The sequence below is a fragment of the Mycobacterium sp. NGS19 genome (assembly GCF_059813155.1).
The window spans coordinates 542,800-563,816 of record NZ_JCALEB010000002.1; the positions used below are offsets into that span (position 1 = coordinate 542,800).

Consider the following 21,017-nt stretch of genomic DNA (forward strand, 5'->3'; position numbering starts at 1 on the left):
GTTTACGTGCGCTGAGCGCCGGTAAACGCACCGAAATCACAGCTTGCGGAGTTCGCGTTTGAGGATCTTGCCCGTCGGGTTGCGCGGCAACTCGTCGAGGAACACCACCTCGCGCGGCACCTTGTAGCGAGCCAGATGCTCGCGCACGTATTTCTTGATCGCGTCCTCGTCGATGCTCGAACCCTTCCGCTTCACGACGAAAGCCCGCAAGCGCGCGCCCCACTCCGGGTCCTCGACGCCCAGCGCGGTCGCCTCGACGACGTCCGGGTGGCCGCTGATCAGATCTTCGACCTCAGCCGGGAACACGTTTTCACCGCCGGAGACGATCATCTCGTCGTCGCGTCCGGTCACATACAGCAGCCCGTTGTCGTCGAAGTAGCCGACGTCGCCCGATGACAGCAGCCCGTCGATGATCTGCTTTCCCCCGCCGCCGGTGTATCCCTCGAACGGCATGAAGTTGCCGACGAAGATGCGGCCCACTTGTCCTTGCGGCACTTCATTGCCCTGGTCGTCGAGAATCTTGACCTTCGCGCCCTTGACCACGGGCCCCACCGTCGCCGGGTTGATGTCGAGGTCTTGCGGCCGCGCGATCGTGGCGAACGCGACCTCGGTGGACCCGTAGAGGTTGTAGATCACCGGTCCCAGCCGCTTGGTGGCGCGCGTGGCCAGCTCGGCGCCCAGCTGCGAACCGGAGACGAACACGATGCGCAGCGACGACAAGTCGTAGCTGCGCTCGGCGCTGTCGAGCGCGTCGAGTATGCGCGACAGCATCACGGGCACCACGACAAGTGCTGTGGCACGGTACTTTTCGATGTCCTCGATCACCGTGAGCGGGCGGAACTTGCGGCGCAGCACCAGCGTGGAGCCAAGTGTCATCGCGATCGTCGCATGCAGATAGCCGAGCGCGTGGAACATCGGTGACGGCAGCGCCGTCACCTCACCCGCCTTGAACGGCACATGCGAGAGGATCCCGCCGATCGGCGCCAAGGTGGGCGGGGTGTGCCGCGTGGCGCCTTTCGGCGTGCCGGTGGTGCCGCTGGTCAAGATCACCAGCGACGCGGTTTTCGACGGTTTCGGAGCGGGTGCCGTGTTCCCGCCCGCGACCACATCGGCCAAGGCCTTGTCCGTGCTGCCGGACGGCTCGTCCCGATCGGGGTTGTGCCCGAGCGCCCGCAGCTTGCCGAGTTCGAAGTTCGCCTCCGACACGGCCTGCGTGTATTCGTCGTCGTAGATGAGCAGTCGGGCGCCCTCACGGTCGGCGACCTCGGCGATCTGGCGGCCGGAGAAATCGGTGTTGAGCAGGATCGTGCGCGCGCCCACCCGCGCGCAGGCGTAGTTCGCGACTAGAAACCAGCGGTGGTTGCGGGCGAGAATCGCCACCCCGTTGCCGCCCTGAACACCCATCGCGACCATCTCGTTGGCCACCGCGTTGACGGCGTCGTCGAGCTCCTTGAACGTCATGGTGCCCTCGTCGTCGATCACTGCGACGCGGTGCGGCGCGCGGCGGGCATTGACCGACGGGATCATCCCGATCTCACCCCACCGCGCGATGTCGGCGGCCATCGCGGCAACCATTTGCGGCGACTCGAGCTTCAGCGCGCCGGCCTCGAACATTTTTCGGACGTAATGCAATTCGGCCGCGCCACGCTCGGCGTACTGCTTGGCCTTCGCGGCCGCTTGCGTCGCCAGTTCGACGGGGTTGAGAGAAACCATGCGCATACCCTATGTGACCGGCATCTCACGGCGGGATCGAACTTACGATGGCGGTATGGCCGGCCCGATGACGTTGGAGGTGGCCGGCCGCCGAGTCGACATCACGCATCCGGACAAGGTCGTCTTCCCGCCCACCGACGACCATCCCGCTCGCACCAAGCTCGACCTGATCAGCTATTACCTGTCCGTGGCCGACGGCGCCCTGCGCGGCGTCGCCGACCGGCCGATGATTCTCAAGCGCTTCGTCAAGGGGCTCACCGAAGAGGCGATCTTCCAGAAGAGGGCTCCGCAGAATCGGCCGGATTGGGTCGACGTCGCGGAGCTCAAGTACGCCTCGGGCACGTCGGCCAAAGAAGCGGTGATCCACGACGCCGCCGGCCTGGCATGGGCGGTCAACCTGGGCTGCGTGGACCTCAACCCGCATCCGGTGCGCTCCGGTGACCTCGAGCACCCCGACGAGTTGCGCATCGACCTGGACCCTGTGCCGGGCGTGACGTGGCAGCAGATCGTCGACGTTGCGCTCGTGGTCCGCGAGGTGCTGGCCGACCACGGCCTGACAGGCTGGCCGAAGACGTCCGGCTCACGCGGATTCCACGTCTACGCCCGGATCGCGCCGCACTGGCCGTACCGGCAGGTGCGCCTTGCCGCCGAAGCCGTCGCCCGCGAAGTCGAGCGGCGGGCACCGGATTTGGCCACCAGCCGGTGGTGGAAAGAGGAACGCCAAGGCGTGTTCGTCGACTTCAACCAGAACGCCAAAGACCGCACGACCGCCTCGGCGTACTCGGTGCGTGCCACGCCCGACGCAAGGGTGTCGACGCCGCTGTACTGGGACGAGGTGCCCACGTTCCGCCCTGAGGCGTTCACGATGGACACGGTTCCGGCGCGGTTCGCCGACATCGGCGATCCGTGGGCCGAAATGGACGCCACCACAGGCTCTTTGGAGGGGCTACTGGAGTTGGGGCAGAGGCTGGGTCCCGCGGAGAAGCCACCGAAGACCACGGGCGGCTCCGGTCGCCGCCGCTCGACGATGCCGCTGATCGAGGTGGCGCGGACGAAGACCAAGGACGAGGCGTTGGCCGCACTGGAGACCTGGCGGTCCCGGCATCCCGAGGCGGCCGCGCGACTGCAGCCGCCCGACGTGCTCGTCGACGGCATGCGCGGACCCAGCTCGATCTGGTACCGCGTCAGGATCAACCTGCAGCATGTGCCGCCAGCGCAGCGGCCGCCGCAAGAAGAGCTGTTGGCCGACTACAACCCTTGGGAGGGTTACTCGGGGCCGCAGTGGCTGCGCGGATGACGTTGGGACCGAACCCATTTCGCCTGTCCACTCGGGGCGCGGACGGAAATACGATCGCAGTCGCAGTCGTTTTTTGTGGCAGAAAAAGACATCCGACGAGTTCGGCAAAGGAGGTGAACACCATGCTCTGGTTCGATCCGTTCTTCCGCGATATCGACCGCTTGACGCAGCAGGTGTGGGGTTCGCTGGGCGCTCCGGGCCGACCGGCGGTGCTGCCCATGGACGCGTGGGGTGAGGACGGCAAGTTCGTCGTCGAACTCGACCTGCCGGGTATCGACGCCCAATCGGTCGACGTGACCGTCGACAACAACGTGCTCACCGTCCGTGCCGAGCGGCCCCAGAACACCGACGGCCGGAACTGGTTGGTCGCCGAACGCCCGCATGGCGTGTTCAGCAGGCAGATCTACCTTGGCAACAACCTCGACGCAGACCATGTCGCCGCTGAGTACACCGATGGGGTGCTGCGGCTGACCATCCCGGTGGCCGAGCAAGCCAAGCCGCGCAAGATCTCCATCGAGGCCGGCGAGAAGAAGGCCATCAACGCCTGACGATGGCCCGAACTCGATCACACAGTCCGCGCCGCAGCCGTGACCGCGCCCGTATGGGACCGTCACTCACGCTGCGGCGCCCTTGTGCGCAGACCCAGCGCATGCTCCTCCGAGCGCCTGGCAGGATCGACACGTGAACCGGCGACACGATCGGGGACGCGACAGGCTGCTGGCCATCGTGACCTCCCACCGAGCACTGACCGGTGAGGTCGTCAAGGCGGCGCGCCTGATGGCCGCCCAGGACCGGGGCGAGTTCGCTGCGCATCTCGATCGGCATCGCGCTGAATTGAACGTCATAGCAGGCGAATTCGGGATCTGGGCGGGAAGCTTCGGCGAGTGGGCCAAGATCGACGTCGCCCCCGCGATCTTTGCGCCGGCCACCGAACCGTCGGCGCCGATGCCCGACGCACAATTCGAGGCCGAACTGAGGCTGGCACGCGAAGCCCTGAAGTCTCGCCGCCGCGACGTGCTGGCCACCCTGGCTGACGCCCGCGACGAGCTGCGGTCCGCGGGACTGCCGGTGGACCAGCTCACTGCGTACCGCCGGGTGATCAGGGTATGGGCCGGCGAGGCCGTCGACCTCGTGACCGAAGTGCACCGATTGGCGGTCGCCGACCGATACCTGCACCGGCTGGAACTGCTGTCCGCGCAGAGCGACACCGACGCCGAGCTGCACCACGCGGGCAGCGCATTGCTACGGCAATGGATGCACGAACTCGAAGAGCCCGACCGCGAGGGCGAACTGGCATTCGCCGAAGTCTGCGGTTACGGGGCTCTGGTACAGCTGTACCGGTCGACGTCGTGAGCCGCTGTTTTCACAGCTGACGCATAGCCATCCCCCACGCTGCACCCACCGTCGGCACTGACGATGAGAGCCATGACGGACACCGTGATGGATCTCTTGCCGATGCCCGCCGATCCGGTGGATCAGAGTCGTCGGGTCTTCGCGTCGCGGCCCGACGCCGTGCAGCTCGCTCGCGCGGCCGGCACTCCCGTGCTCGATGTGGTGGTGCCGGTGTTCAACGAACAGGCGGCGCTGGCCGGCTCGATCCGCCGGCTGCACCGATACCTGCACGAGCACTTCCGCATCCCCGTGCGCATCACGATCGCCGACAACGCCAGCGTCGACGCGACGCCGCGGATCGCAGCCCAGCTGGCCGCCGAACTCGACGACGTGCGCGTGGTCCGGCTCGAGCAGAAGGGGCGTGGCCGGGCGCTGCACCATGTGTGGTCTACGTCCGACGCGCCGGTGCTGGCCTACATGGACGTCGACCTGTCCACCGACCTGACCGCGTTGGCGCCGCTTGTCGCGCCGCTGATTTCGGGTCACTCCGATGTCGCGATCGGCACACGGCTGAGCCGCGGCTCGCGTGTGGTCCGCGGCGCCAAGCGGGAGGTGATCTCCCGCTGCTACAACCTCATCCTCAAATCGACTCTGGCGGCGAAGTTTTCGGACGCCCAGTGCGGGTTCAAGGCGATTCGCGCCGACGTGGCGCGTGAGCTGCTGCCCCATGTGGTCGACACCGGCTGGTTCTTCGACACCGAGCTGCTGGTGCTCGCCGAACGCGCCGGGCTGCGGATCCACGAGGTTCCTGTGGACTGGGTCGACGACCCCGACAGCCGCGTGGACATCCTGGCCACCGCCGCGGCGGACCTCAAAGGTGTCGCTCGGCTGGCGAAAGGCTTTGCCACCGGGGCGATCCCGATCGCCGAGATCGCTGCGCAGCTGGGTTCGGCACACTCGGCGCCACCGGAATCGCTACTGCGACAGGCAGTCAGGTTCTGCGCGGTCGGCGTGGCCAGCACCATCGCGTATGTGGTGCTGTTCACCGCGCTGCACGCCGCGATGGGCGCGCAGGCTGCGAACCTGATCGCGCTGCTCGTGACGGCCGTGGGCAACACGGCAGCCAACCGGCGGTTCACCTTCGGGGTCCGCGGGCGCGGCAATGCCGGTCGCCACCACGTCGAGGGGCTGATCGTGTTCGGCATCGCGCTGGCGATCACCAGCGGCGCGCTCGCCGCGCTGCAGGCTGTGGGCGACCCCTCCCGCAATGTCGAGTTGGCCGCCGTGGTCGTCGCGAACCTCGTGGCCACCGTCGTGCGGTTCGTGCTGTTGCGCGGCTGGGTGTTTCATCCGCGCCGCCGATCACCGTCCGCCGCCACCCAGGAGCGATCCGCATGACCGCCACCGCGCTGACTCCCGACCGAACCGTCGACACCCCTCCTGCGGTCGACGCCGCGCCGGCGAATCCGCGCTGGGCGACGCCGGCGCTGGCGGCGCTGCTCGTCGCGACTGCCGGGTTCTGGTGCATCGGCCTGGGCCGCATGGGCTGGGCGAACGCGTTCTACGCGGCCGCGGTGCAAGCGGGCACCAAGAGCTGGAAGGCGTTCCTGTTCGGGTCGTCTGACGCCGGCAACTCGATCACCGTCGACAAGCCGCCGGCATCGCTGTGGCCCATGGAGATCAGCGGCCGCATCTTCGGGCTCAACAGCTGGTCGATGCTGCTGCCGGAAGTGCTCTTGGGAGTGGCGTCGGTCGCGTTGCTGTATGCGATCGTCAAACGGAATTTCGGTCCGGCGGCCGGCCTGATCGCCGGGGCCGCGCTGGCGCTCACACCTGTCGCGACGCTGATGTTCCGCTACAACAACCCCGACGCGCTGCTGGTCTTCTTGACGATCGCGTCGGCGTGGGCGCTGATGCGCGCGGTATCCGACGGCCGCACCCGTTGGCTGGTGCTGTGCGGTGCTCTCGTCGGTCTGGGCTTTTTGACCAAGCAGCTGCAAGTGATGTTGGTGGTGCCCGCCTTCGCGCTCGCCTATCTGGTGGCCGGGCCGCCCCGGCTGCGGGTGCGGCTGCTGCAACTGGGCGCCGGGCTGCTCGCGATGGTCGTCAGCGCCGGGTGGTGGGTGCTGCTGGTGTCGATGACGCCGGCCTCGGATCGCCCGTACATCGGAGGTTCGACCGACAACAGCTTCCTGAACCTGACGCTGGGCTACAACGGCCTGTCCCGGCTGCTGGGCCGCGGACACGGCATGCCCGGCGCTGCACCGCCCGGCGGTCCCGGCGGTCCACCGTCGGGCCATGGCGCCTTCGGTTCGTCGGCCGGACTGACCCGTCTCTTCAGCGGCGCGGCCGGCGGTCAGATCTCCTGGCTGCTGCCGGCGGCGCTGATCTTCGTGGCCGCGGGACTCGTGCTGTGCGGGCGCGCTTCTCGTACCGACCAACGCCGCGCGCAGTACCTGATGTGGGGCGCTTGGCTGGTGGGCGCAGGCGCGGTGCTGAGCTTCATGTCCGGGATGTTCCACGACTACTACACCGTCGAGCTGGCACCGGCGATTGCCGCGCTGGTGGGAATCGGACTGATCGACCTGTGGGCGCATCGCGAAAGTCGTTGGTCTGCTTGGGTTCTCGCCGGTACAGCGGCGCTGACCGCCGTGTGGTCGTGGGTCTTGCTGGCCCGATCGCCCGCTTTCGTGCCCCCGTTGCGGTGGGCCGTGCTGGCGGCCGGTGCCTCCGCCTCGATTGCGTTGGCCCTCAGTGTGATTCGCGGGCGCGGCCGGTCATCTGGCCGAATAGCGCGGTGGGCGGCGGCGGTCGCGGCGGTCGCGGCGGTGGCGGGCCCGCTCGCCTATTGCGTTCAGACGGTCAGTTCGTCGCACAGCGGTGGCGTCGTGACGGCTGGTCCGTCGGTGCAGGGATCGCGCGGCTTCGGCGGCCCCGGCCCAGCCGGGATGCGCGGACCAGAAGGCCGCCCCGGCGGACGGGGTGAACAAGTCAGTGCTGCGGTGGTGGCGCTGCTGTCTCGCGACACCGGGTACCGATGGGTGGCGGCGACCGACGGCGCCAACTCGGCAGCCGGTTATCAGCTCGCCACCCGCGAACCGGTGATGCCGATCGGCGGCTTCATGGGCCGGGACCCGTCGCCCACGCTGGCCCAGTTCCAGCAGTACGTCGCCGCCCGGCAGATCCACTACTACCTCGAGGGCCGCATGCCCGGACCGGGGGAAGGCGACGGACCGCAACGACGCGACGGCGAAACGGAAGCCGACAAGATCGGGGCGTGGGTGAAGCAGCACTTCACCGCGGTCACCGCCGACGGCGTCACCTATTACGACCTGACGGCTCCGGCGAAGTAGCCCGGCCCGCCAGTCTGGCAACTCGCTGGCAACTTGTGGCACAGCGGTTGAGAACGGCGCGGGTCGGGCATGCCGAAGGCACGGCCCGGTATGGCCGCGGCCACAACCGAAGCAGGACCGAGGAGCGCCAGGGTGACGTCGTTGCCGTCGCTTGCACTGCTGGCGATCTTCGTGGCGTGCGCCGCCGTCATCTGGTTCGCGGGAATCAAGCTGTCGGACATGACCGACGTGCTGTCGCAGCGATGGCATCTCGGATCGGCAATGGGTGGAGTGATTCTGCTGGCCATCGCGACCAACCTGCCCGAGATCGCGATCACCTCGAGCGCGTCGCTCGCCCACCAGCTCGACGTCGCGGTGGGAAACATCTTGGGCGGCATCGCACTTCAGACCGTAGTGCTGGTAGCCCTGGATGCCGCAGGGGTGCGGCCGCGGAAGCCGCTGACGTACTTGGCGGCGTCGCTGACCTTGGTCTTGGAAGGCGCGCTGGTGGTGGCGATGCTGGTGGTCGTGGTGATGTCGACGCAGTTGCCGCGCACGCTGATGGTGTGGCGGCTGACGCCTGGCGGGGTGCTGATCCTCGTTCTGTGGGTGGTGGGTCTGGTGCTGGTGCGCCGCGCCGATCAGGGGCTGCCATGGCACCAGAGCGGCCACGCCCCGGGCAGCCAGGACGATCCGCGCGGACATTCGGTGGCCACCAAGGAGGATCAAGCCACCCGGCAGGGGGTGAGCACTCGTCGCGCGGTGGTGGTATTCACCGCTTCCGCGGTCGCAACGCTGGTGGCCGGTGTGCTGATCGAACGCAGCGGTGAAGAGGTGTTCGGCCGCTGGGGCATGTCAGGCGTCGTGTTCGGCGCGACCGTCCTCGCCGCTGCCACGGCGTTGCCCGAACTGTCCACCGGTCTGGCCTCCACCCGTCTCGGTGACTACAAGCTGGCGGTCAGCGACATCTTCGGCGGCAACGCCTTTCTGCCGGTGCTGTTCCTGTTGGCGTCGTTGTTGTCCGGCTCGGCCGTCTTGCCGCTGGCACATCACAGCGACATCTATCTCACCGCGCTAGCCGGTCTTCTCACCGTTGTGTACATGTGCGGCTTGGTTTTTCGCCCGCAGCGGCAGTGGCTGCGGATGGGCGTGGACTCGATCGCCGTGCTGGTGCTCTACGTCGTCGGGATCGCCGGGCTGGCGTTCATCACGAACTGACGGTCAGCTCGGGCGCGACTTTCAGCTCGAGCTGAACCGGAACCGCCGGCCGGTGACCGCGGTCGGCAACACACGCACATAATGCGTCTTCTCGGTTGCCGTCCAACTCTGTAGCTGTGCTTGGTCGGCCTTCTCGACGTCCGCGTCGTCGCGCACCGTACGGGCGGTGCCTCTGACGATCACGCTCCACCCTTGCGCCGGGCCGTGATCGTCGGCCTCGAAGAGCACCTGGTTGTTGATCGCGGCGCTCACCAGCTTGGTGCCCTCGGCGGTGCGGAACAGCACCGTGCGGTCTTGCACGGCGAAGTTCACCGGGAAGATCTCCGCACGCCCGTCGACGGTGGTGACCAGGCGGCCCAGCGGCACGCTGGCCAGCAGCTCCCAGCATTCGCTGACTGAAAGGATGGTGACCGGGTCGTCGTTGTCAGCCATCAGCCGAGCACCGAGATCGCGCGGGCGACATACGTCATGGCCGTCAGTCTAGGGGTGTAACCGACTGCGAACGCGTCGTGATGCGGCATTGTAGGCACCGTGAATGTCGCCGAGCTGCTGCAGTCGATTCCGCCGCTTGCGGTGTATCTGCTCGTCGGCGGCGTCATCGGCATCGAAAGTCTCGGCGTCCCGCTGCCCGGCGAGATCACGCTCGTCAGCGCGGCGTTTTTGGCCTCACGACACACACTGGACATCAACCCGGTCGCGGTCGGCGCGGCCGCCACCGTCGGCGCGATCGTCGGCGACACCATCGGTTACACGATCGGTCGCCGGTTCGGCATGCCGCTTTTCGAACGGATGGGAAATCGCTTCCCGAAACATTTCGGCCCGGGGCATGTGGCGCTGGCCAAGAATCTGTTCGCGCGCTGGGGTGTGTGGGCGGTGTTCTTCGGGCGATTCATCGCGCTGCTACGCATCCTGGCCGGCCCGCTGGCCGGCGCGCTGCACATGCCCTATCGACGATTCCTGGCGGCCAACGCCACCGGCGCAGTGTGCTGGGCCGGCGGCACAACCGCTGTCGTCTATTTCGCGGGCCTGGCGGCCGAACACTGGCTCTCCCGGTTCTCCTGGATAGCCTTGGTCGTCGGGATCGTGTGCGGAATCGGATTCACCTGGTTTCTTCGGGAGCGGACCGCCGAACGCATCGCGCAGCTGGAAACCGAACACGACTGGGAGACGCTCAAGCGCCCCGGACCCACGTCGTCGTAGCGTGAATGTGGTTGTAGCGCATGAGCTTCGCGGCGCTACGAACCGGTCAGTGCAGGGCGCTGCCTTTGCGCCACTGGTCCCATGGAACGGTCCAGTCGCCGTTCTGCTCGATCCTCAGCGGAGGTCCGCCGGTGTTGCGGACCTCCACCACATCGCCGGGCCGAGAGAAGTTGTAGAACCATATTGCGTTGTCGGCGTTGAGGTTCAGACAGCCGTGTGACGTGTCGGTGTTGCCTTGGGCCCACACGGTGCTGTCCAGCTCGTGCAAGTAGATGCCGTCGATGCTGATGCGGGTGGCGTACTTGATGGTTTCGCGGTAGCCGAGCCGCGAATTGATCGGCAGGCCGAATGTCGAGGAGTCCATGATCACCGGGTTGCCCTTGTCCAGCACGGTGTAGATCCCCGGTGGGGTCCAGAACGACAGGGTGCGGCCGCCGATCTGCTGTGTGCCGCCCATGCCCATCGAAGTGGGCATGGTGCGCACCAGCTTGCCGTTCTCGTAAACGCTGACCTGCTTGGTGTTGTCGTCGGCGACGGAGATGTGCGCGTCGCCGATGGAGAACGACACGTGGGCGTCTTCTTCACCGTAGAGGCCGTTGCCCAGCGCGGCGCCGTAAATGTTAGCAGCCACAGTGACTTTCGTGCCTGGCGTGTAGTAGTGCTCGGGGCGCCAGTGGGCATTCTGGTCGTCGACCCAATACCACGATCCGGTCACCGGAGGTGAGGTGGTGACGGTCAGCCGTCGCTCCGCGGCGGCGCGGTCGGAGATCGGTTCGTCGAAGTGCGCCACCACGACGATTCCGACCCCGTAGACACCGCCGTCTTGCAGCGCCGCACCGGACGTGGTGTCGAGATAGACCTTGGCCTGATTGCCCGGGGTCAACGTGGTGAACGTCGACACTACGGTGCTGGGTACCCCGCCGGCGCCGCGGCCGGTGGCCGTAATCGTATATGTGCGGCCATATCCCAGCGGCACAGCAGGCTTCCACGTCGTGTTGTCCGGAGTCATGATGCCGTCGATCGGCTTGCCGGCGTCGTTGGCCATCCGGACGCTCACCAGCGTCCCGTTGGCGGCGCTCACGCTCACGGGTGCCAGGGGATCGACGTTGCGGGCGTCGCGCCCCGGCGTGATCGTGATCACCGCAGGCGCAGGCGACGGCGTGGCGGCGGTTCCGCCGACGGTTGCAGAACAGTCCGTCGTGCAACGCAGCAGCATCGCGCTCGCCACCGTGATCGAGGTCGCCGACATCACGATGACCGCGGCGACGGCCAAGACCCGCAGGCTGTGGTTTCTGATCACGAGGTAGCTGTTCCTGGAAGGCGAAATGCGAAAGACGTTTGCTTCAAGGGTATCTCGGCTGTGGCTCGGCAGTCGGCTCGTGCGGCGGATCGGCTGTCGACTTGCTGCCGCTGAGCCGCGCGGCGATGCACAGCAGTGCAGTGCCCAACAGGGCGGCACCGATCGCGTCGGTGACGTAGTGGTAGCCGCACAGCACCACACCCGCCGCGCCGAGCAGGCTCGCGATGAGCGCCGCGGTCAACGCCCACCATCGCGCACCCGCGACCAGCAGAAGTGCGCCCGTCACCACGATGACCAGGGTGACGTGCCCGCTCGGGTAGGCCAGCGCGGCACCCTTGTGCCGGCCGAAAAGCCGTTTGAGCACCTGCACGACGATGATAGCCACGACCGGGCTCACCGTGACCACCGCCGCCAGCTGCCACCGCCGCCGGTAGAGCGCCACCGCTGCGCAGGCCGCGAGCACCGCGCCGAGGAACGGCCAGTCGGTGAACACCAGCAGCGCAACGGGTCTGATCGCGAGCGCCCGACGCAGATCGTGCAGAAACCAGTCGTCCACTGCGGTGGACCGCTTGCCCACCGCCCAGCCCAGAAGCAACATTGCCGCCACTGCGACCGGCGGCCACCACAGCAACAGCCGGGTCATTGCCGCATCGCCGCGGCGACCTCCTGCTCGTCGACTCGGCGGCTGTCAGCGACCAAGGCCATCAGGCTGCCGGCAAAGCTCACCAGCGCCACGGCACCGGCCGATATCGCGAGCGACGGACCGGCCATGGCAAGCCCCGCCAGAAACAGCGCGAAGGCGATCACAGCGACCATGTTGAGAAGAAGCCCAACGGTGCTCAGCGCCTCGGTCGCTGGCTCGTCAACTCTGCGGGCCGGCTCGGCCATGGTCTCCTCCTGTGTGTGGCTAGCTGCGGCCGGAAGGTACCCGCCGTCCGGGTACAGCAAACCTCGGCAGCCGCCGGTCACCTAATTTCTTGGGGGCGCAGGAACACGTCATCGAAGGTCACGGTGCGCAGGCGGCGGCTGCGGATGACGTCGAGCAGCTTTCCGTACACAGCGGTGACCGGCATGTGGTTGAGGTGTCCGATCACGATGTTCTGCGGACGGAAGTAGGTCTCGGCCATCTTCACGATGAAGTCCTCGGTGACCACGGTGGAATCGGCCAGCGAGCCCGACCACATGGTGGTGATCGTGTAGCCCAGGTCGGCCGCGACCGCCTCGACAGCGCGGTTGTGCCGACCGTAGGGCGGCCGCAGGTAAGGCCGCGCGTCGACGCCGAACGTGTTCTTCAGAAAGGCATGGTTGCGGTTGATCTCGTCGGCGATCCGTGCGGAGCTCAGCGTGGTGAGATCGGGATGCGACCACGTGTGGTTGCCCAACTGGATATGGCCTGATTCCACCAGCGGCCGCAGCAGCCGGGCGTTGTCGGTCCAGGACTGGTAGATGCCGTTGACGAAGTAGGTCAGCCGCACACCGGTGTCACGGGCGAATTCGGTGTAGCGGCGCACCACCTCGGTGCTGACTCCGTCGTCGACGGTCAACGCGAGCAGGTCGCCGTCGCCGGGAAGGACCGACAGCACGCCGCGTGCCGGCAGCGCGACGCGGCTCGCGGGCGCGGGGGGCGGCAGCAGCGACTCCGCTGCGGGTGGCGCCGCGGGTAGAACCTGCGTAGGCGCCACGGGCAGTGCCGGCGCGCTCGCCGCGGCCAGTTGCGGGGACGAGCCGAACAGATAGCGCTGCACCTCGGCGGCGGTGGCCAATGACGGCGGTAAGAAGAGCGCAGCGGCTAAGCCGGTCAGAAAGCCCCTGCGGTTCATCGGCTCGAAACGGTAGCACCGTGGCGACACATTCGCTGACTCTGCGAATACGCCAGAAATGACTGGGAATCGGCTGGCAGACCAGCCGGCCGGAGCGGCTGGAACCTTGCGCGTCGCCGTCGGTGGCATGCTGGCGATGTGGGTGCGGTGTTCCGCCTGCTGGAGTTCTGGTGGGTGCTCTTGCCCGTCGCCGGGGCTGTCGCTGCGGTGGTGCGGGCGCTGCGCGATCGCGACGACCGCGACCGCGGCCGTTCTGCGGAAGCGCCGGACACCTCGGCGGCCGACCGGCGCCGGGCGATGTACCGGCGCGAGCTGGCGCGCGTGGTCAAGGAACACGAACGCACTGATGCCCGGTGGCTGAGCTACGAGCTGGACGCCGTCAAGCTTCTCGACTTTCCGATGATGACCGATATGCGCGACCCGCTGACGGTCGCGTTCCACAAGGCAAAGCTGCGTGCGCAACTTCTCCGGCCCGACGGCATCGACGACATCCTCGACGATCCGGAAGCACAGCAGCGGTACAGCGACGCCGTGCGCGACTACGTGACCGCCTTCGAGGTGGCGGAGTCGGAGGCGATCCGGCGGCGGCGAAGCGACTTTGCGCCCGACGACCGGCAGCGGCTGGGGCGCGCGCAACAGTTGCTGCGGCTCGCGGCGGATCCGGCGGCGACCCCGGAGGAGCGCAGGCGCGCCTACGACCGAGCCGACAAGGAACTCGACGGGCTCGTTGCGTTGCCCGCTCAGACCCGCGCCGGCATCGAACGGCGAGTGCTCGGTGAACTCGACGACTAACCGGCGGCCGCTTGTGATTCGCGGGTCAGCGGGTGTAACTGCGGCCGCTATCTCTTGCAGGGCCGGAGTCGACGGCCTCAGATCTGACACGAAAGGCCACCGATGAACGCCTACGAGCGTCCGCTCGCCCGCCTGACCGCGACCCGTGGGCCCGGCGCAGTAGCACTGATACGCCTCTATGTCGGGGTGGTCTTCGCCGGTGAAGGTGTCCTGAAGTTTCTGCGCCCAGACGCGCTGGGGCCCGGGCGTTTCGCCAAGGTGGACATCCCCGCAGCCTCGTTCTTCGCCTATCTGGACGGCGGTTTCGAGATCGGGTGCGGTGTTCTTATTCTGCTCGGACTGCTCACCCGGCTGGCGGTGCTGCCCATGATCGTCGACATGGTCGGTGCGCTGCTGATCACCAAGGTGCCGCTGCTGTGGGGCGCAGCAGCGCTGTATCCCCACGAGCGCGGCCTGTGGGACTTCTTCCACGAGGGCCGACTGGAGTTCGCGATGCTGTGCGGCAGCCTTTTTCTGCTGGCCGTCGGGGCCGGTGCGTACTCCGTCGACGCCCGATTCGGCAACGCCGGAGAAAGGGTGCGTGAAGATGACGCCGGTGCCGCGTCAGTAGCGCGATAGCGGGCGGTATCCGCAGAAAGGCTGCCAGTCAACAGCTTCCGATGCTCGCCCTACCCCGTGGGGCGCGGGAAGAACGGCAGATGCGGTCCCACCGTCACGGTCTGAGTGACGGTGCTGGTACTGGTCTCGGCGCTCGGCGCAGCCGTGGTGGTCGTCGCGGTGTCGGTGCTCGGCGGCGCCGTGCTGGTCGTGGTGGTGTCGGTCGTTGTTGCGGTGTCGGTGCTAGGTGTCGGCTCGGTGACCGCGGTGCCGTTCTGCGTGACGACGGTCGTCGCGGTGGTGCCGCTATATGCCGGCGCTGCAGCCGACGTGGTAACCGGCGTGCTGCTGGCAGTGACGGAAGTGGTTGTGGGCGTTGGGGATTGGGAGGAAGTCGAAGTGAGCCGAACGATCGCGACCAGCACGGCCGCAAGAGCCAACGCGACGACCGCCCCCAGGCCGACGAGTACCGGCGGCCGGCGGTACCACGGTGTCGGGATGGGGTTTTGCGGCGCGGAGTCGTGACCGCTGAATCGGGCGGCCTGCGTGGGCTCAGAGTAGTAGTCGTCGTTTTCCGGGTATCGCGGCACGCCGGCAGATGCTAGCGGCGGTTCCTGGCAATTTCCTCCGGACTCCACGACGGTTGGCCCACAACCCGATTCGAAGATTCACAGCGTCGAACAGCCTGGACATAGACCACGCACAGCTGATACCTAACTGGCACAGCTAGATTCGCCGAGGTCGGGGGTTGATCGAGTCCCATAGGTCTGACCCCGTGCCGCCGCCATGGGGACCACCACCGCCACCGATCGACTACGTCGGATTTCCAGTGCAGCCGGTCTGGGATCCCGGCTTGCGCCAGTGGGGCATCTGGTTCTTCGGGATCTGGATTCCGTTGTAGCCGCGGGCAAGATCTCGCCCGTCATCGACCTCAAAACCACGGCGGCGCATTGCGGAGCGTCGCCGTGGGTTGTCGGTGTCCCGGGATACGTTGGCCGGCGTGAAGAAGGCGTTGGTGGTCGCGTGCTGCGTTGCGTTCGCATTCGGCTACCGGTCGAGCGGAAAGCTCTCGGGCGCAGCAATGTTCGTCGCCCTATTCCTTTTCGCGGCAGTACTGGTCAGGTTGGTGTCAAAGCGCTGGCGCGATGCCCTCTATCTGATGTCGGGTATGCGACGCATCGATGCGATGAGCGGTCTGGAATTCGAAAAGTACGTGGCGGCCAAGTTCAGATCCGCGGGGTATCGCGTGTCAGAGACGCGAACCACTGGTGATTTCGGAGTGGATCTCATCGCGCGAAAAGGCGGCACGCGCATCGCCGTTCAATGCAAACGGCACAACCGCCCCGTCGGCACCGCGGCGGTGCAGCAGGTGGTGTCCGGCGCGGCGCTGCATCGCTGCACGTCCACGATGGTGGTGTCCAACCAGGAGTTCACCCCGGCGGCGGTCATGCTGGCGCGCACGCACCAGTGCAAGCTGGTGGGCCGGTCGCGGCTGCGGACTCTGCCCGTGTGAGCGCCGAGTCAGGCGTCGGCCCAGCGGGTTCCCGGCACCCGTGGAGGGTCAGCTTTCAGGTGCGAGTTGGTGGCTGTGGACGAACACCAAGTCACCACTGTCGAGCCGCACCGCCCAGCGTCGGGGCGGACCCGCGAAATGGCGGCCCCCGATGTCCACACCCTCTGCGGGCACGTCACCGAAGTCCTCGACCACCACGCCCGCCGCCTCTTCGTCGGTGCCGGGATACACCCGCACCCGCGTGTCCACCGCTATTCCTGTTGCGCCATCCCGCTCACCACGGGCCTCAGCTTCGTCCGCCACTGCCCCGCCCTCCGTCCAGTCAGGTTTTGACGCCTCAGCAAGTACACCACGAAGCGACCACAACACCTGCCAGCCACGCTTCCGGTGATTACCCGCGCTAAAGCGTCGCAACGCAAAATCGGCCGGCGGAAATCGGCTGTACTTTGACGCTGCGGGTTCCTAGCGTCGCGGTGGTGTTGTCCGTGCCGATACTGGGCTTTGCCACGGGTTTGACGCTCATCGTGGCGATCGGCGCGCAGAACGCGTTCGTCCTGCGGCAAGGCATCCGCGGCGAGTACGTACTGGCCGTCGTGGCCGTATGCACGCTCTCCGATGTCGTGTTGATCGCGGCCGGCGTCGCCGGCTTCGGTGTGGTGGTGTCCGCGCACCCGTCGACGGTCACGGTCGCACGGTTCGGTGGCGCGGCATTTCTGATCGGCTACGGACTCCTGGCGGCGCTGCGCGCACTGCGCCCCAGCGGCCTCACACCATCGGAGCAGTCCCCGCAGCGTGTGGTCGGCGTGGTACTCACCTGCTTGGCGCTGACGTTTTTCAACCCGCACGTCTATCTCGACACTGTGGTGCTGCCGGGTGCGCTGGCCAACGAACAACGAGATCGCCGTTGGCTTTTCGCTGTGGGTGCGATGGCCGCCAGCGCGGCGTGGTTCACCACGCTCGGATTCGGTGCCCGCCGGCTGGGCAGCGTGTTCACGTCGGCCAAGGCGTGGCGGATCCTCGACGGGCTGATCGCGGTCACGATGCTGGCACTGGCCGCAGCCCTGATCGCATAACGTCCTCATTTCCCGGGATTTCGGGTGCGCCCGGGCTACGCTCACCGGGATGCAACTGCTGAGCAGGCGGGGCCTTTTCAAGCTGGCGGGCGTGGGGGCGGCTGGAGCGACCGGGCTCCTGGCACTGGCCGCGTGCTCGTCGGAAAAACGCAACAGCGGCTCGCCGACGTCGGTGACCGTCAAGCATCAGTTCGGTGAGACCACCATCGCCGCACCGCCCAAGCGGGTGGTGAGCGCGGGCTTCACCGAACAGGACGACTTGCTGGCGGTCGGCGTCGTGCCGATAGCGGTCACGAACTGGTGGGGTGATCAACCGTTCGGCGTGTGGCCTTGGGCGCGACCGAAACTCGGCTCCGCCCAACCGGCGATCCTGTCGCTGGACAACGGGATCGAGTTCGACAAGATCGCCGCCCTGAAACCGGACCTGATCGTCGCCACCAACGCAGGTGTGGACCAAGACAGCTACACCAAGTTGTCCGGCATCGCTCCCACCATTGCGCAGTCCGGCGATCAGCCGTTCTTCGAGCCGTGGAAGACCCAAGCCACCGCGATCGGGCAGGCCGTGTTCCAGGCGGACCAGATGACGTCGTTGATCAGCGACGTCGACAACAAGTTCACCGAAGCCGGTAAGGCCAACGCAGAATTCAAGGACAAGAGGGTGCTGCTGCTGCAGGGCAGTCTGTACCGCGACAGCATGGTGGCGACGCTGCCGGGCTGGCGCACCGAGTTCCTCAGCCAGATGGGATTCGTCATCCCCGACGACATCAAGCAGTACGGGGTGGACGACCAGCGCGCGATGATTCCGCGGGACAAGGCCGTCGACGCGCTGGGCAACGCCGACGTGGTGATCTGGACGACGGAAAGCGACGACGACCAGGCGCGGCTGCAAGCCGATCCCGCGTTTCAGCAATTGAGGTCCACGGCCGGCAAGCGCAACGTGTTCACCGGCAAGGACTTGTCCGGCGCAATCGCGTTCTCGTCGCCGCTGAGCTTGCCGTTCGTGGCCGCGCAACTGCCGCCGCTGCTGGCCAAAGTGCTCGGCTGAGATGACGCCGGAAACCCAGATCGCCAACCTGCTCTACAGCTACGCCGAGCGGATGGACTCAGGCGACTTCGCCGGTGCCGCAGAGCTTTTCAGGCACGCCCGGCTGCGTATCAGCAATGCGGAGACCGTGGACTCCGACACCATGCTGGCGCTGTGGCGCGCGATGGTGACGATTCACCCGGACGGCACTCCACGCACCAAGCACCTCGTCACCAACCCGATTATCGAGGTCGACGACGACGCCGGCACTGCCACGTGCCGCAGCTATTACACGGTGCTGCAGCAGACCGACGACTTCCCGCTTCAGATCGTGGTGGCCGGCCGCTACCACGACACATTCGAGCGGGTCGAGGGCCGTTGGCGATTCCGCTACCGCGACTACACGCTGATGGACCACGTCGGCGACATCAGCCGTCACCTCTCGCAGCCGGGTTGAGCTCGCGGTGTTTGGATGGTCCGATGACCGCCGACACCCGCACCCAGCACGAGCCCGCCACCGGCTACGCCTCGGTGGGGTCGGCCTATTATCCGGTGCTCGTCGGTGCATTCACCGGGCTCGTTCTGATCTCCAACATCACCGCCACCAAGGGCGTCGCATTCGGGCCGATCATCGGCGACTGGTCGATCATCACCGACGGCGGATTCATCCTTTTCCCGCTGACTTACGTGATCGGCGATGTGCTGTCCGAGGTGTACGGGTTCCGCGCCACCCGACGCGCCATCTTCGTCGGCTTCGCGATGCAAGCCCTTGCGGCCGCCGCCTTTTGGACGACGATCTTTCTGCCTGCTGCCGACTTCTACACCAATCAGGACGCACTACGCACCGTCGTCGGCGCGTCGACGCAACTGATCGTCGCCGGGCTGGCCGGATTCGTCTGCGGGCAGACGCTCAACTCGTGGGTGGTGGTCCGGATCAAAGCCCGCACCAAGGAGAAGCACCTGTGGGCGCGGCTGGTGGGCTCCACCGTCGTCGGCGAGTTGGCCGACACGGTGGTGTTCTGCAGCATCGCGGCGGGAGCCATCGGGATCAACACGGCGCGAGACTTCATCACCTATGTTCTGCTCGGCTGGATCTACAAGACGGGCGTCGAGGTGGTGGTGCTGCCGATCACCTACCGGGTGATCGCCTACATCAAGCGCCGCGAGCCCACCTACCGCCCGGCCGGGTGAGCAGCTCGAGGCACCGCTACTTCAGTTCTGGCAGCGCACTCGAGCTGGGTGACCTGGCCCGTATCCGGGGCTACCGTGGATGAATGGGCGTCGCAACGGATCTGAGGATGCTCGAGTACGGCGACCATGCCCTGTTGCTGGAATGCGAGAGCACCGCCGACGTGCTGGCCTGGACAGCAGCGCTTCGGGAAGCGGAGCTCCTCGGTGTCACCGACATCGTGCCCGCATCACGAACCGTCTTGGTGAAAGTGGCCGCCGCCCGCTACCTTCCGCGCGCGCGGCGGCGAATCGAGAAGCTGCGCGTGGCCTCCAGTGCCGACGTCGTCACTTCCGCCAACCCGGACGTCGTCCTCGAAGTCGTCTACGACGGAAGTGATCTCGAGGAGGTGGGCCGACTCACCGGGCTCGGCGCGTCCGGCGTCGTCGCCGCGCACACCGGTGCGCTCTGGCGGGCGGCGTTCGGCGGATTCGTTCCCGGCTTTGCTTACCTGGTCGGCGGTGACCCGCGACTGGCCGTGCCCCGCCGTGACGAGCCGCGGACCCGGGTGCCGGCCGGATCAGTCGCTCTCGCAGGCGAATTCAGCGGTGTGTATCCGCGGGAGACGCCTGGCGGCTGGCAGTTGATCGGGCATACCGACGCGGTGCTGTGGGACATCGACCGGCCGGCACCGGCACTGCTCACACCAGGGATGACCGTGCAATTCAAGGCGGCGCAATGAGTGCGATCACGCTCGAGATCATGCGCACCGGCCCGCTCGCGCTGGTGCAAGACCTCGGCCGGCCCGGGCTGGCCCACATCGGTGTGACGAGGTCCGGCGCCGCGGATCGCCGCTCCCACACGCTGGCCAACCGTCTGGTGGCCAACCCCGGTGACCGCGCCACCATCGAGGTGATGTTCGGCGGCTTGTCGGTCCGGGTCCGGGGCGGCGACGTGGCGATCGCGGTCACCGGCGCCGACGCCGACCCGGCCGTCGACGGAATTCCGTTCGGCGCCAACAGCATTCATCGCGTCCACGACGGACAGGTGATCTCGCTGGGCGCACCGCGCACCGGGCTGCGGAGCTATCTGGCGGTGCGCGGCGGCGTCGACGTGGCCCCGGTGCTGGGATCGCGCAGCTACGACGTGATGTCGGCGATCGGGCCTGACCCGCTGCAACCGGGCGACGTGCTGCCGATCGGCGCACACACCGACGACTTCCCCGAGCTGGACCAGGCGCCCGTCGCCTCGCTTGCCGAGCAGCTGGTCGAGCTGACCGTCGTCCCGGGTCCGCGTGACGACTGGCTGGCAGATCCGGACGCACTGGTGCACACCGACTGGGTGGCGTCCGACCGCAGCGACCGCGTGGGAATGCGCCTGGCCGGCACACCGCTGGCGCTGCGCTGGCCCGAGCGGCAGCTGCCCAGCGAGGGCACGACGCGCGGTGCGATTCAGGTGCCGCCCAACGGGTTGCCGGTGATCCTGGGCCCCGACCACCCGGTGACGGGCGGCTATCCCGTCGCGGGGGTGGTCACCGACGCCGACATGGACAGGGCGGCGCAGATTCGCCCCGGTCAGACGGTCCGCTTCCGCTGGTCGCGACCGCGGCGCCGGCGCGCAGAGTTGTGGTAGACCCGA

25 protein-coding genes are annotated in these 21,017 nt (G+C 67.4%); 18 read left to right on the top strand and 7 right to left on the bottom strand.

Features of this window, described 5'->3' with window-relative positions:
• Positions 1-36: 36 nt before the first annotated feature.
• Positions 37-1,713, bottom strand: coding sequence for a long-chain-fatty-acid--CoA ligase FadD2 (gene fadD2 / locus AC5Y4N_RS07960; RefSeq protein ID WP_499905131.1), 1,677 nt, complete (start codon positions 1,711-1,713; stop codon positions 37-39).
• A 55-nt stretch (positions 1,714-1,768) separates the two neighbouring features.
• On the opposite strand from fadD2, the gene AC5Y4N_RS07965 reads away from it, so the two are divergent.
• The 6 genes from AC5Y4N_RS07965 to AC5Y4N_RS07990 all read left to right on the top strand — a co-directional run bounded on the left by AC5Y4N_RS07965 (position 1,769) and on the right by AC5Y4N_RS07990 (position 8,892).
• Positions 1,769-3,010 (top strand): DNA polymerase domain-containing protein, encoded by a 1,242-nt coding sequence (locus AC5Y4N_RS07965; protein ID WP_499905127.1) that lies wholly within the window; start codon positions 1,769-1,771, stop codon positions 3,008-3,010.
• A gap of 113 nt (positions 3,011-3,123) precedes the next feature.
• The gene (locus AC5Y4N_RS07970; RefSeq protein WP_499905123.1) at positions 3,124-3,558 is read left to right on the top strand and encodes an Hsp20/alpha crystallin family protein; all 435 of its coding nucleotides are present in this window, start codon (positions 3,124-3,126) and stop codon (positions 3,556-3,558) included.
• A gap of 133 nt (positions 3,559-3,691) precedes the next feature.
• Positions 3,692-4,363, top strand: coding sequence for a hypothetical protein (locus AC5Y4N_RS07975; RefSeq protein ID WP_499905120.1), 672 nt, complete (start codon positions 3,692-3,694; stop codon positions 4,361-4,363).
• Positions 4,364-4,450: 87 nt separating this feature from the next.
• Complete coding sequence (locus tag AC5Y4N_RS07980) at positions 4,451-5,740, top strand: bifunctional glycosyltransferase family 2/GtrA family protein (RefSeq protein WP_499906298.1); 1,290 nt, start codon at positions 4,451-4,453, stop codon at positions 5,738-5,740.
• Positions 5,737-7,695: a glycosyltransferase family 39 protein gene (locus AC5Y4N_RS07985; protein ID WP_499905117.1), complete on the top strand. Its 1,959-nt coding sequence runs from the start codon at positions 5,737-5,739 to the stop codon at positions 7,693-7,695. The genes AC5Y4N_RS07980 and AC5Y4N_RS07985 overlap by 4 nt, the downstream gene beginning before the upstream one ends.
• A gap of 132 nt (positions 7,696-7,827) precedes the next feature.
• Positions 7,828-8,892: a sodium:calcium antiporter gene (locus AC5Y4N_RS07990; RefSeq protein WP_499905113.1), complete on the top strand. Its 1,065-nt coding sequence runs from the start codon at positions 7,828-7,830 to the stop codon at positions 8,890-8,892.
• Between the two features lie 21 nt (positions 8,893-8,913).
• Here the strand turns inward: AC5Y4N_RS07990 and AC5Y4N_RS07995 are convergent, their stop codons facing one another.
• Complete coding sequence (locus tag AC5Y4N_RS07995) at positions 8,914-9,324, bottom strand: pyridoxamine 5'-phosphate oxidase family protein (protein WP_499905111.1); 411 nt, start codon at positions 9,322-9,324, stop codon at positions 8,914-8,916.
• A 99-nt stretch (positions 9,325-9,423) separates the two neighbouring features.
• Here AC5Y4N_RS07995 and AC5Y4N_RS08000 point away from each other — a divergent pair, with 99 nt between their 5' ends.
• Positions 9,424-10,092: a DedA family protein gene (locus AC5Y4N_RS08000; RefSeq protein WP_499905108.1), complete on the top strand. Its 669-nt coding sequence runs from the start codon at positions 9,424-9,426 to the stop codon at positions 10,090-10,092.
• Between the two features lie 46 nt (positions 10,093-10,138).
• On the opposite strand, the gene AC5Y4N_RS08005 is transcribed toward AC5Y4N_RS08000, so the two are convergent.
• From AC5Y4N_RS08005 to AC5Y4N_RS08020, 4 genes are all read right to left on the bottom strand, one after another.
• Complete coding sequence (locus AC5Y4N_RS08005) at positions 10,139-11,308, bottom strand: L,D-transpeptidase (RefSeq protein WP_499906296.1); 1,170 nt, start codon at positions 11,306-11,308, stop codon at positions 10,139-10,141.
• Positions 11,309-11,435: 127 nt separating this feature from the next.
• Entirely contained in the window at positions 11,436-12,035 is a 600-nt protein-coding gene (locus AC5Y4N_RS08010; protein WP_499905106.1) for a phosphatase PAP2 family protein, read from the bottom strand.
• A complete protein-coding gene (locus AC5Y4N_RS08015) occupies positions 12,032-12,280 on the bottom strand; it encodes a hypothetical protein (protein WP_499905104.1) in 249 nt (82 codons plus the stop codon). The genes AC5Y4N_RS08010 and AC5Y4N_RS08015 overlap by 4 nt, the downstream gene beginning before the upstream one ends.
• A gap of 77 nt (positions 12,281-12,357) precedes the next feature.
• Positions 12,358-13,212 carry a polysaccharide deacetylase family protein gene (locus tag AC5Y4N_RS08020; protein ID WP_499905101.1) on the bottom strand — a complete coding sequence of 285 codons (855 nt, stop codon included), beginning with the start codon at positions 13,210-13,212 and terminating at the stop codon, positions 12,358-12,360.
• Between the two features lie 138 nt (positions 13,213-13,350).
• Between AC5Y4N_RS08020 and AC5Y4N_RS08025 the strand changes: the two genes are divergently transcribed.
• The 5 genes from AC5Y4N_RS08025 (at position 13,351) to AC5Y4N_RS08045 (ending at position 16,114) form a co-directional block, all read left to right on the top strand.
• A complete protein-coding gene (locus tag AC5Y4N_RS08025) occupies positions 13,351-14,004 on the top strand; it encodes a hypothetical protein (protein WP_499905096.1) in 654 nt (217 codons plus the stop codon).
• A 102-nt stretch (positions 14,005-14,106) separates the two neighbouring features.
• Positions 14,107-14,622 carry a DoxX family protein gene (locus tag AC5Y4N_RS08030; protein ID WP_499905093.1) on the top strand — a complete coding sequence of 172 codons (516 nt, stop codon included), beginning with the start codon at positions 14,107-14,109 and terminating at the stop codon, positions 14,620-14,622.
• A 105-nt stretch (positions 14,623-14,727) separates the two neighbouring features.
• Positions 14,728-15,126: a hypothetical protein gene (locus AC5Y4N_RS08035; protein ID WP_499905089.1), complete on the top strand. Its 399-nt coding sequence runs from the start codon at positions 14,728-14,730 to the stop codon at positions 15,124-15,126.
• Positions 15,127-15,376: 250 nt separating this feature from the next.
• Complete coding sequence (locus AC5Y4N_RS08040; protein WP_499905085.1) at positions 15,377-15,502, top strand: hypothetical protein; 126 nt, start codon at positions 15,377-15,379, stop codon at positions 15,500-15,502.
• A gap of 99 nt (positions 15,503-15,601) precedes the next feature.
• On the top strand, positions 15,602-16,114 hold the full coding sequence (locus AC5Y4N_RS08045; RefSeq protein ID WP_499905082.1) for a restriction endonuclease: 513 nt from the start codon (positions 15,602-15,604) through the stop codon (positions 16,112-16,114).
• 48 nt (positions 16,115-16,162) lie between these two features.
• On the opposite strand, the gene AC5Y4N_RS08050 is transcribed toward AC5Y4N_RS08045, so the two are convergent.
• Positions 16,163-16,417 carry a hypothetical protein gene (locus AC5Y4N_RS08050; protein ID WP_499905079.1) on the bottom strand — a complete coding sequence of 85 codons (255 nt, stop codon included), beginning with the start codon at positions 16,415-16,417 and terminating at the stop codon, positions 16,163-16,165.
• A gap of 173 nt (positions 16,418-16,590) precedes the next feature.
• Between AC5Y4N_RS08050 and AC5Y4N_RS08055 the strand changes: the two genes are divergently transcribed.
• The 6 genes from AC5Y4N_RS08055 to AC5Y4N_RS08080 all read left to right on the top strand — a co-directional run bounded on the left by AC5Y4N_RS08055 (position 16,591) and on the right by AC5Y4N_RS08080 (position 21,011).
• Entirely contained in the window at positions 16,591-17,187 is a 597-nt protein-coding gene (locus AC5Y4N_RS08055; protein WP_499905075.1) for a LysE/ArgO family amino acid transporter, read from the top strand.
• Positions 17,188-17,236: 49 nt separating this feature from the next.
• Positions 17,237-18,232 carry an ABC transporter substrate-binding protein gene (locus AC5Y4N_RS08060; protein WP_499905071.1) on the top strand — a complete coding sequence of 332 codons (996 nt, stop codon included), beginning with the start codon at positions 17,237-17,239 and terminating at the stop codon, positions 18,230-18,232.
• A 1-nt stretch (position 18,233) separates the two neighbouring features.
• Positions 18,234-18,668 carry a nuclear transport factor 2 family protein gene (locus AC5Y4N_RS08065; protein WP_499905068.1) on the top strand — a complete coding sequence of 145 codons (435 nt, stop codon included), beginning with the start codon at positions 18,234-18,236 and terminating at the stop codon, positions 18,666-18,668.
• 23 nt (positions 18,669-18,691) lie between these two features.
• Positions 18,692-19,402 carry a queuosine precursor transporter gene (locus AC5Y4N_RS08070; RefSeq protein ID WP_499905066.1) on the top strand — a complete coding sequence of 237 codons (711 nt, stop codon included), beginning with the start codon at positions 18,692-18,694 and terminating at the stop codon, positions 19,400-19,402.
• 83 nt (positions 19,403-19,485) lie between these two features.
• The gene (locus AC5Y4N_RS08075; RefSeq protein WP_499905064.1) at positions 19,486-20,121 is read left to right on the top strand and encodes a 5-oxoprolinase subunit B family protein; all 636 of its coding nucleotides are present in this window, start codon (positions 19,486-19,488) and stop codon (positions 20,119-20,121) included.
• On the top strand, positions 20,118-21,011 hold the full coding sequence (locus tag AC5Y4N_RS08080; protein WP_499905063.1) for a 5-oxoprolinase/urea amidolyase family protein: 894 nt from the start codon (positions 20,118-20,120) through the stop codon (positions 21,009-21,011). The genes AC5Y4N_RS08075 and AC5Y4N_RS08080 overlap by 4 nt, the downstream gene beginning before the upstream one ends.
• The last annotated feature ends 6 nt before the right edge of the window (positions 21,012-21,017 follow it).

Coding starts and splice junctions, on each gene's coding strand:
- fadD2 (WP_499905131.1), bottom strand. CDS start 1,713: ATGGTTTCTCTCAACCCCGTCGAACTGGCGACGCAAGCGGCCGCGAAG.
- AC5Y4N_RS07965 (WP_499905127.1), top strand. CDS start 1,769: ATGGCCGGCCCGATGACGTTGGAGGTGGCCGGCCGCCGAGTCGACATC.
- AC5Y4N_RS07980 (WP_499906298.1), top strand. CDS start 4,451: ATGGATCTCTTGCCGATGCCCGCCGATCCGGTGGATCAGAGTCGTCGG.
- AC5Y4N_RS07985 (WP_499905117.1), top strand. CDS start 5,737: ATGACCGCCACCGCGCTGACTCCCGACCGAACCGTCGACACCCCTCCT.
- AC5Y4N_RS07995 (WP_499905111.1), bottom strand. CDS start 9,324: ATGGCTGACAACGACGACCCGGTCACCATCCTTTCAGTCAGCGAATGC.
- AC5Y4N_RS08005 (WP_499906296.1), bottom strand. CDS start 11,308: ATGCTGCTGCGTTGCACGACGGACTGTTCTGCAACCGTCGGCGGAACC.
- AC5Y4N_RS08010 (WP_499905106.1), bottom strand. CDS start 12,035: ATGACCCGGCTGTTGCTGTGGTGGCCGCCGGTCGCAGTGGCGGCAATG.
- AC5Y4N_RS08015 (WP_499905104.1), bottom strand. CDS start 12,280: ATGGCCGAGCCGGCCCGCAGAGTTGACGAGCCAGCGACCGAGGCGCTG.
- AC5Y4N_RS08020 (WP_499905101.1), bottom strand. CDS start 13,212: ATGAACCGCAGGGGCTTTCTGACCGGCTTAGCCGCTGCGCTCTTCTTA.
- AC5Y4N_RS08030 (WP_499905093.1), top strand. CDS start 14,107: ATGAACGCCTACGAGCGTCCGCTCGCCCGCCTGACCGCGACCCGTGGG.
- AC5Y4N_RS08060 (WP_499905071.1), top strand. CDS start 17,237: ATGCAACTGCTGAGCAGGCGGGGCCTTTTCAAGCTGGCGGGCGTGGGG.
- AC5Y4N_RS08065 (WP_499905068.1), top strand. CDS start 18,234: ATGACGCCGGAAACCCAGATCGCCAACCTGCTCTACAGCTACGCCGAG.
- AC5Y4N_RS08070 (WP_499905066.1), top strand. CDS start 18,692: ATGACCGCCGACACCCGCACCCAGCACGAGCCCGCCACCGGCTACGCC.
- AC5Y4N_RS08075 (WP_499905064.1), top strand. CDS start 19,486: ATGGGCGTCGCAACGGATCTGAGGATGCTCGAGTACGGCGACCATGCC.
- AC5Y4N_RS08080 (WP_499905063.1), top strand. CDS start 20,118: ATGAGTGCGATCACGCTCGAGATCATGCGCACCGGCCCGCTCGCGCTG.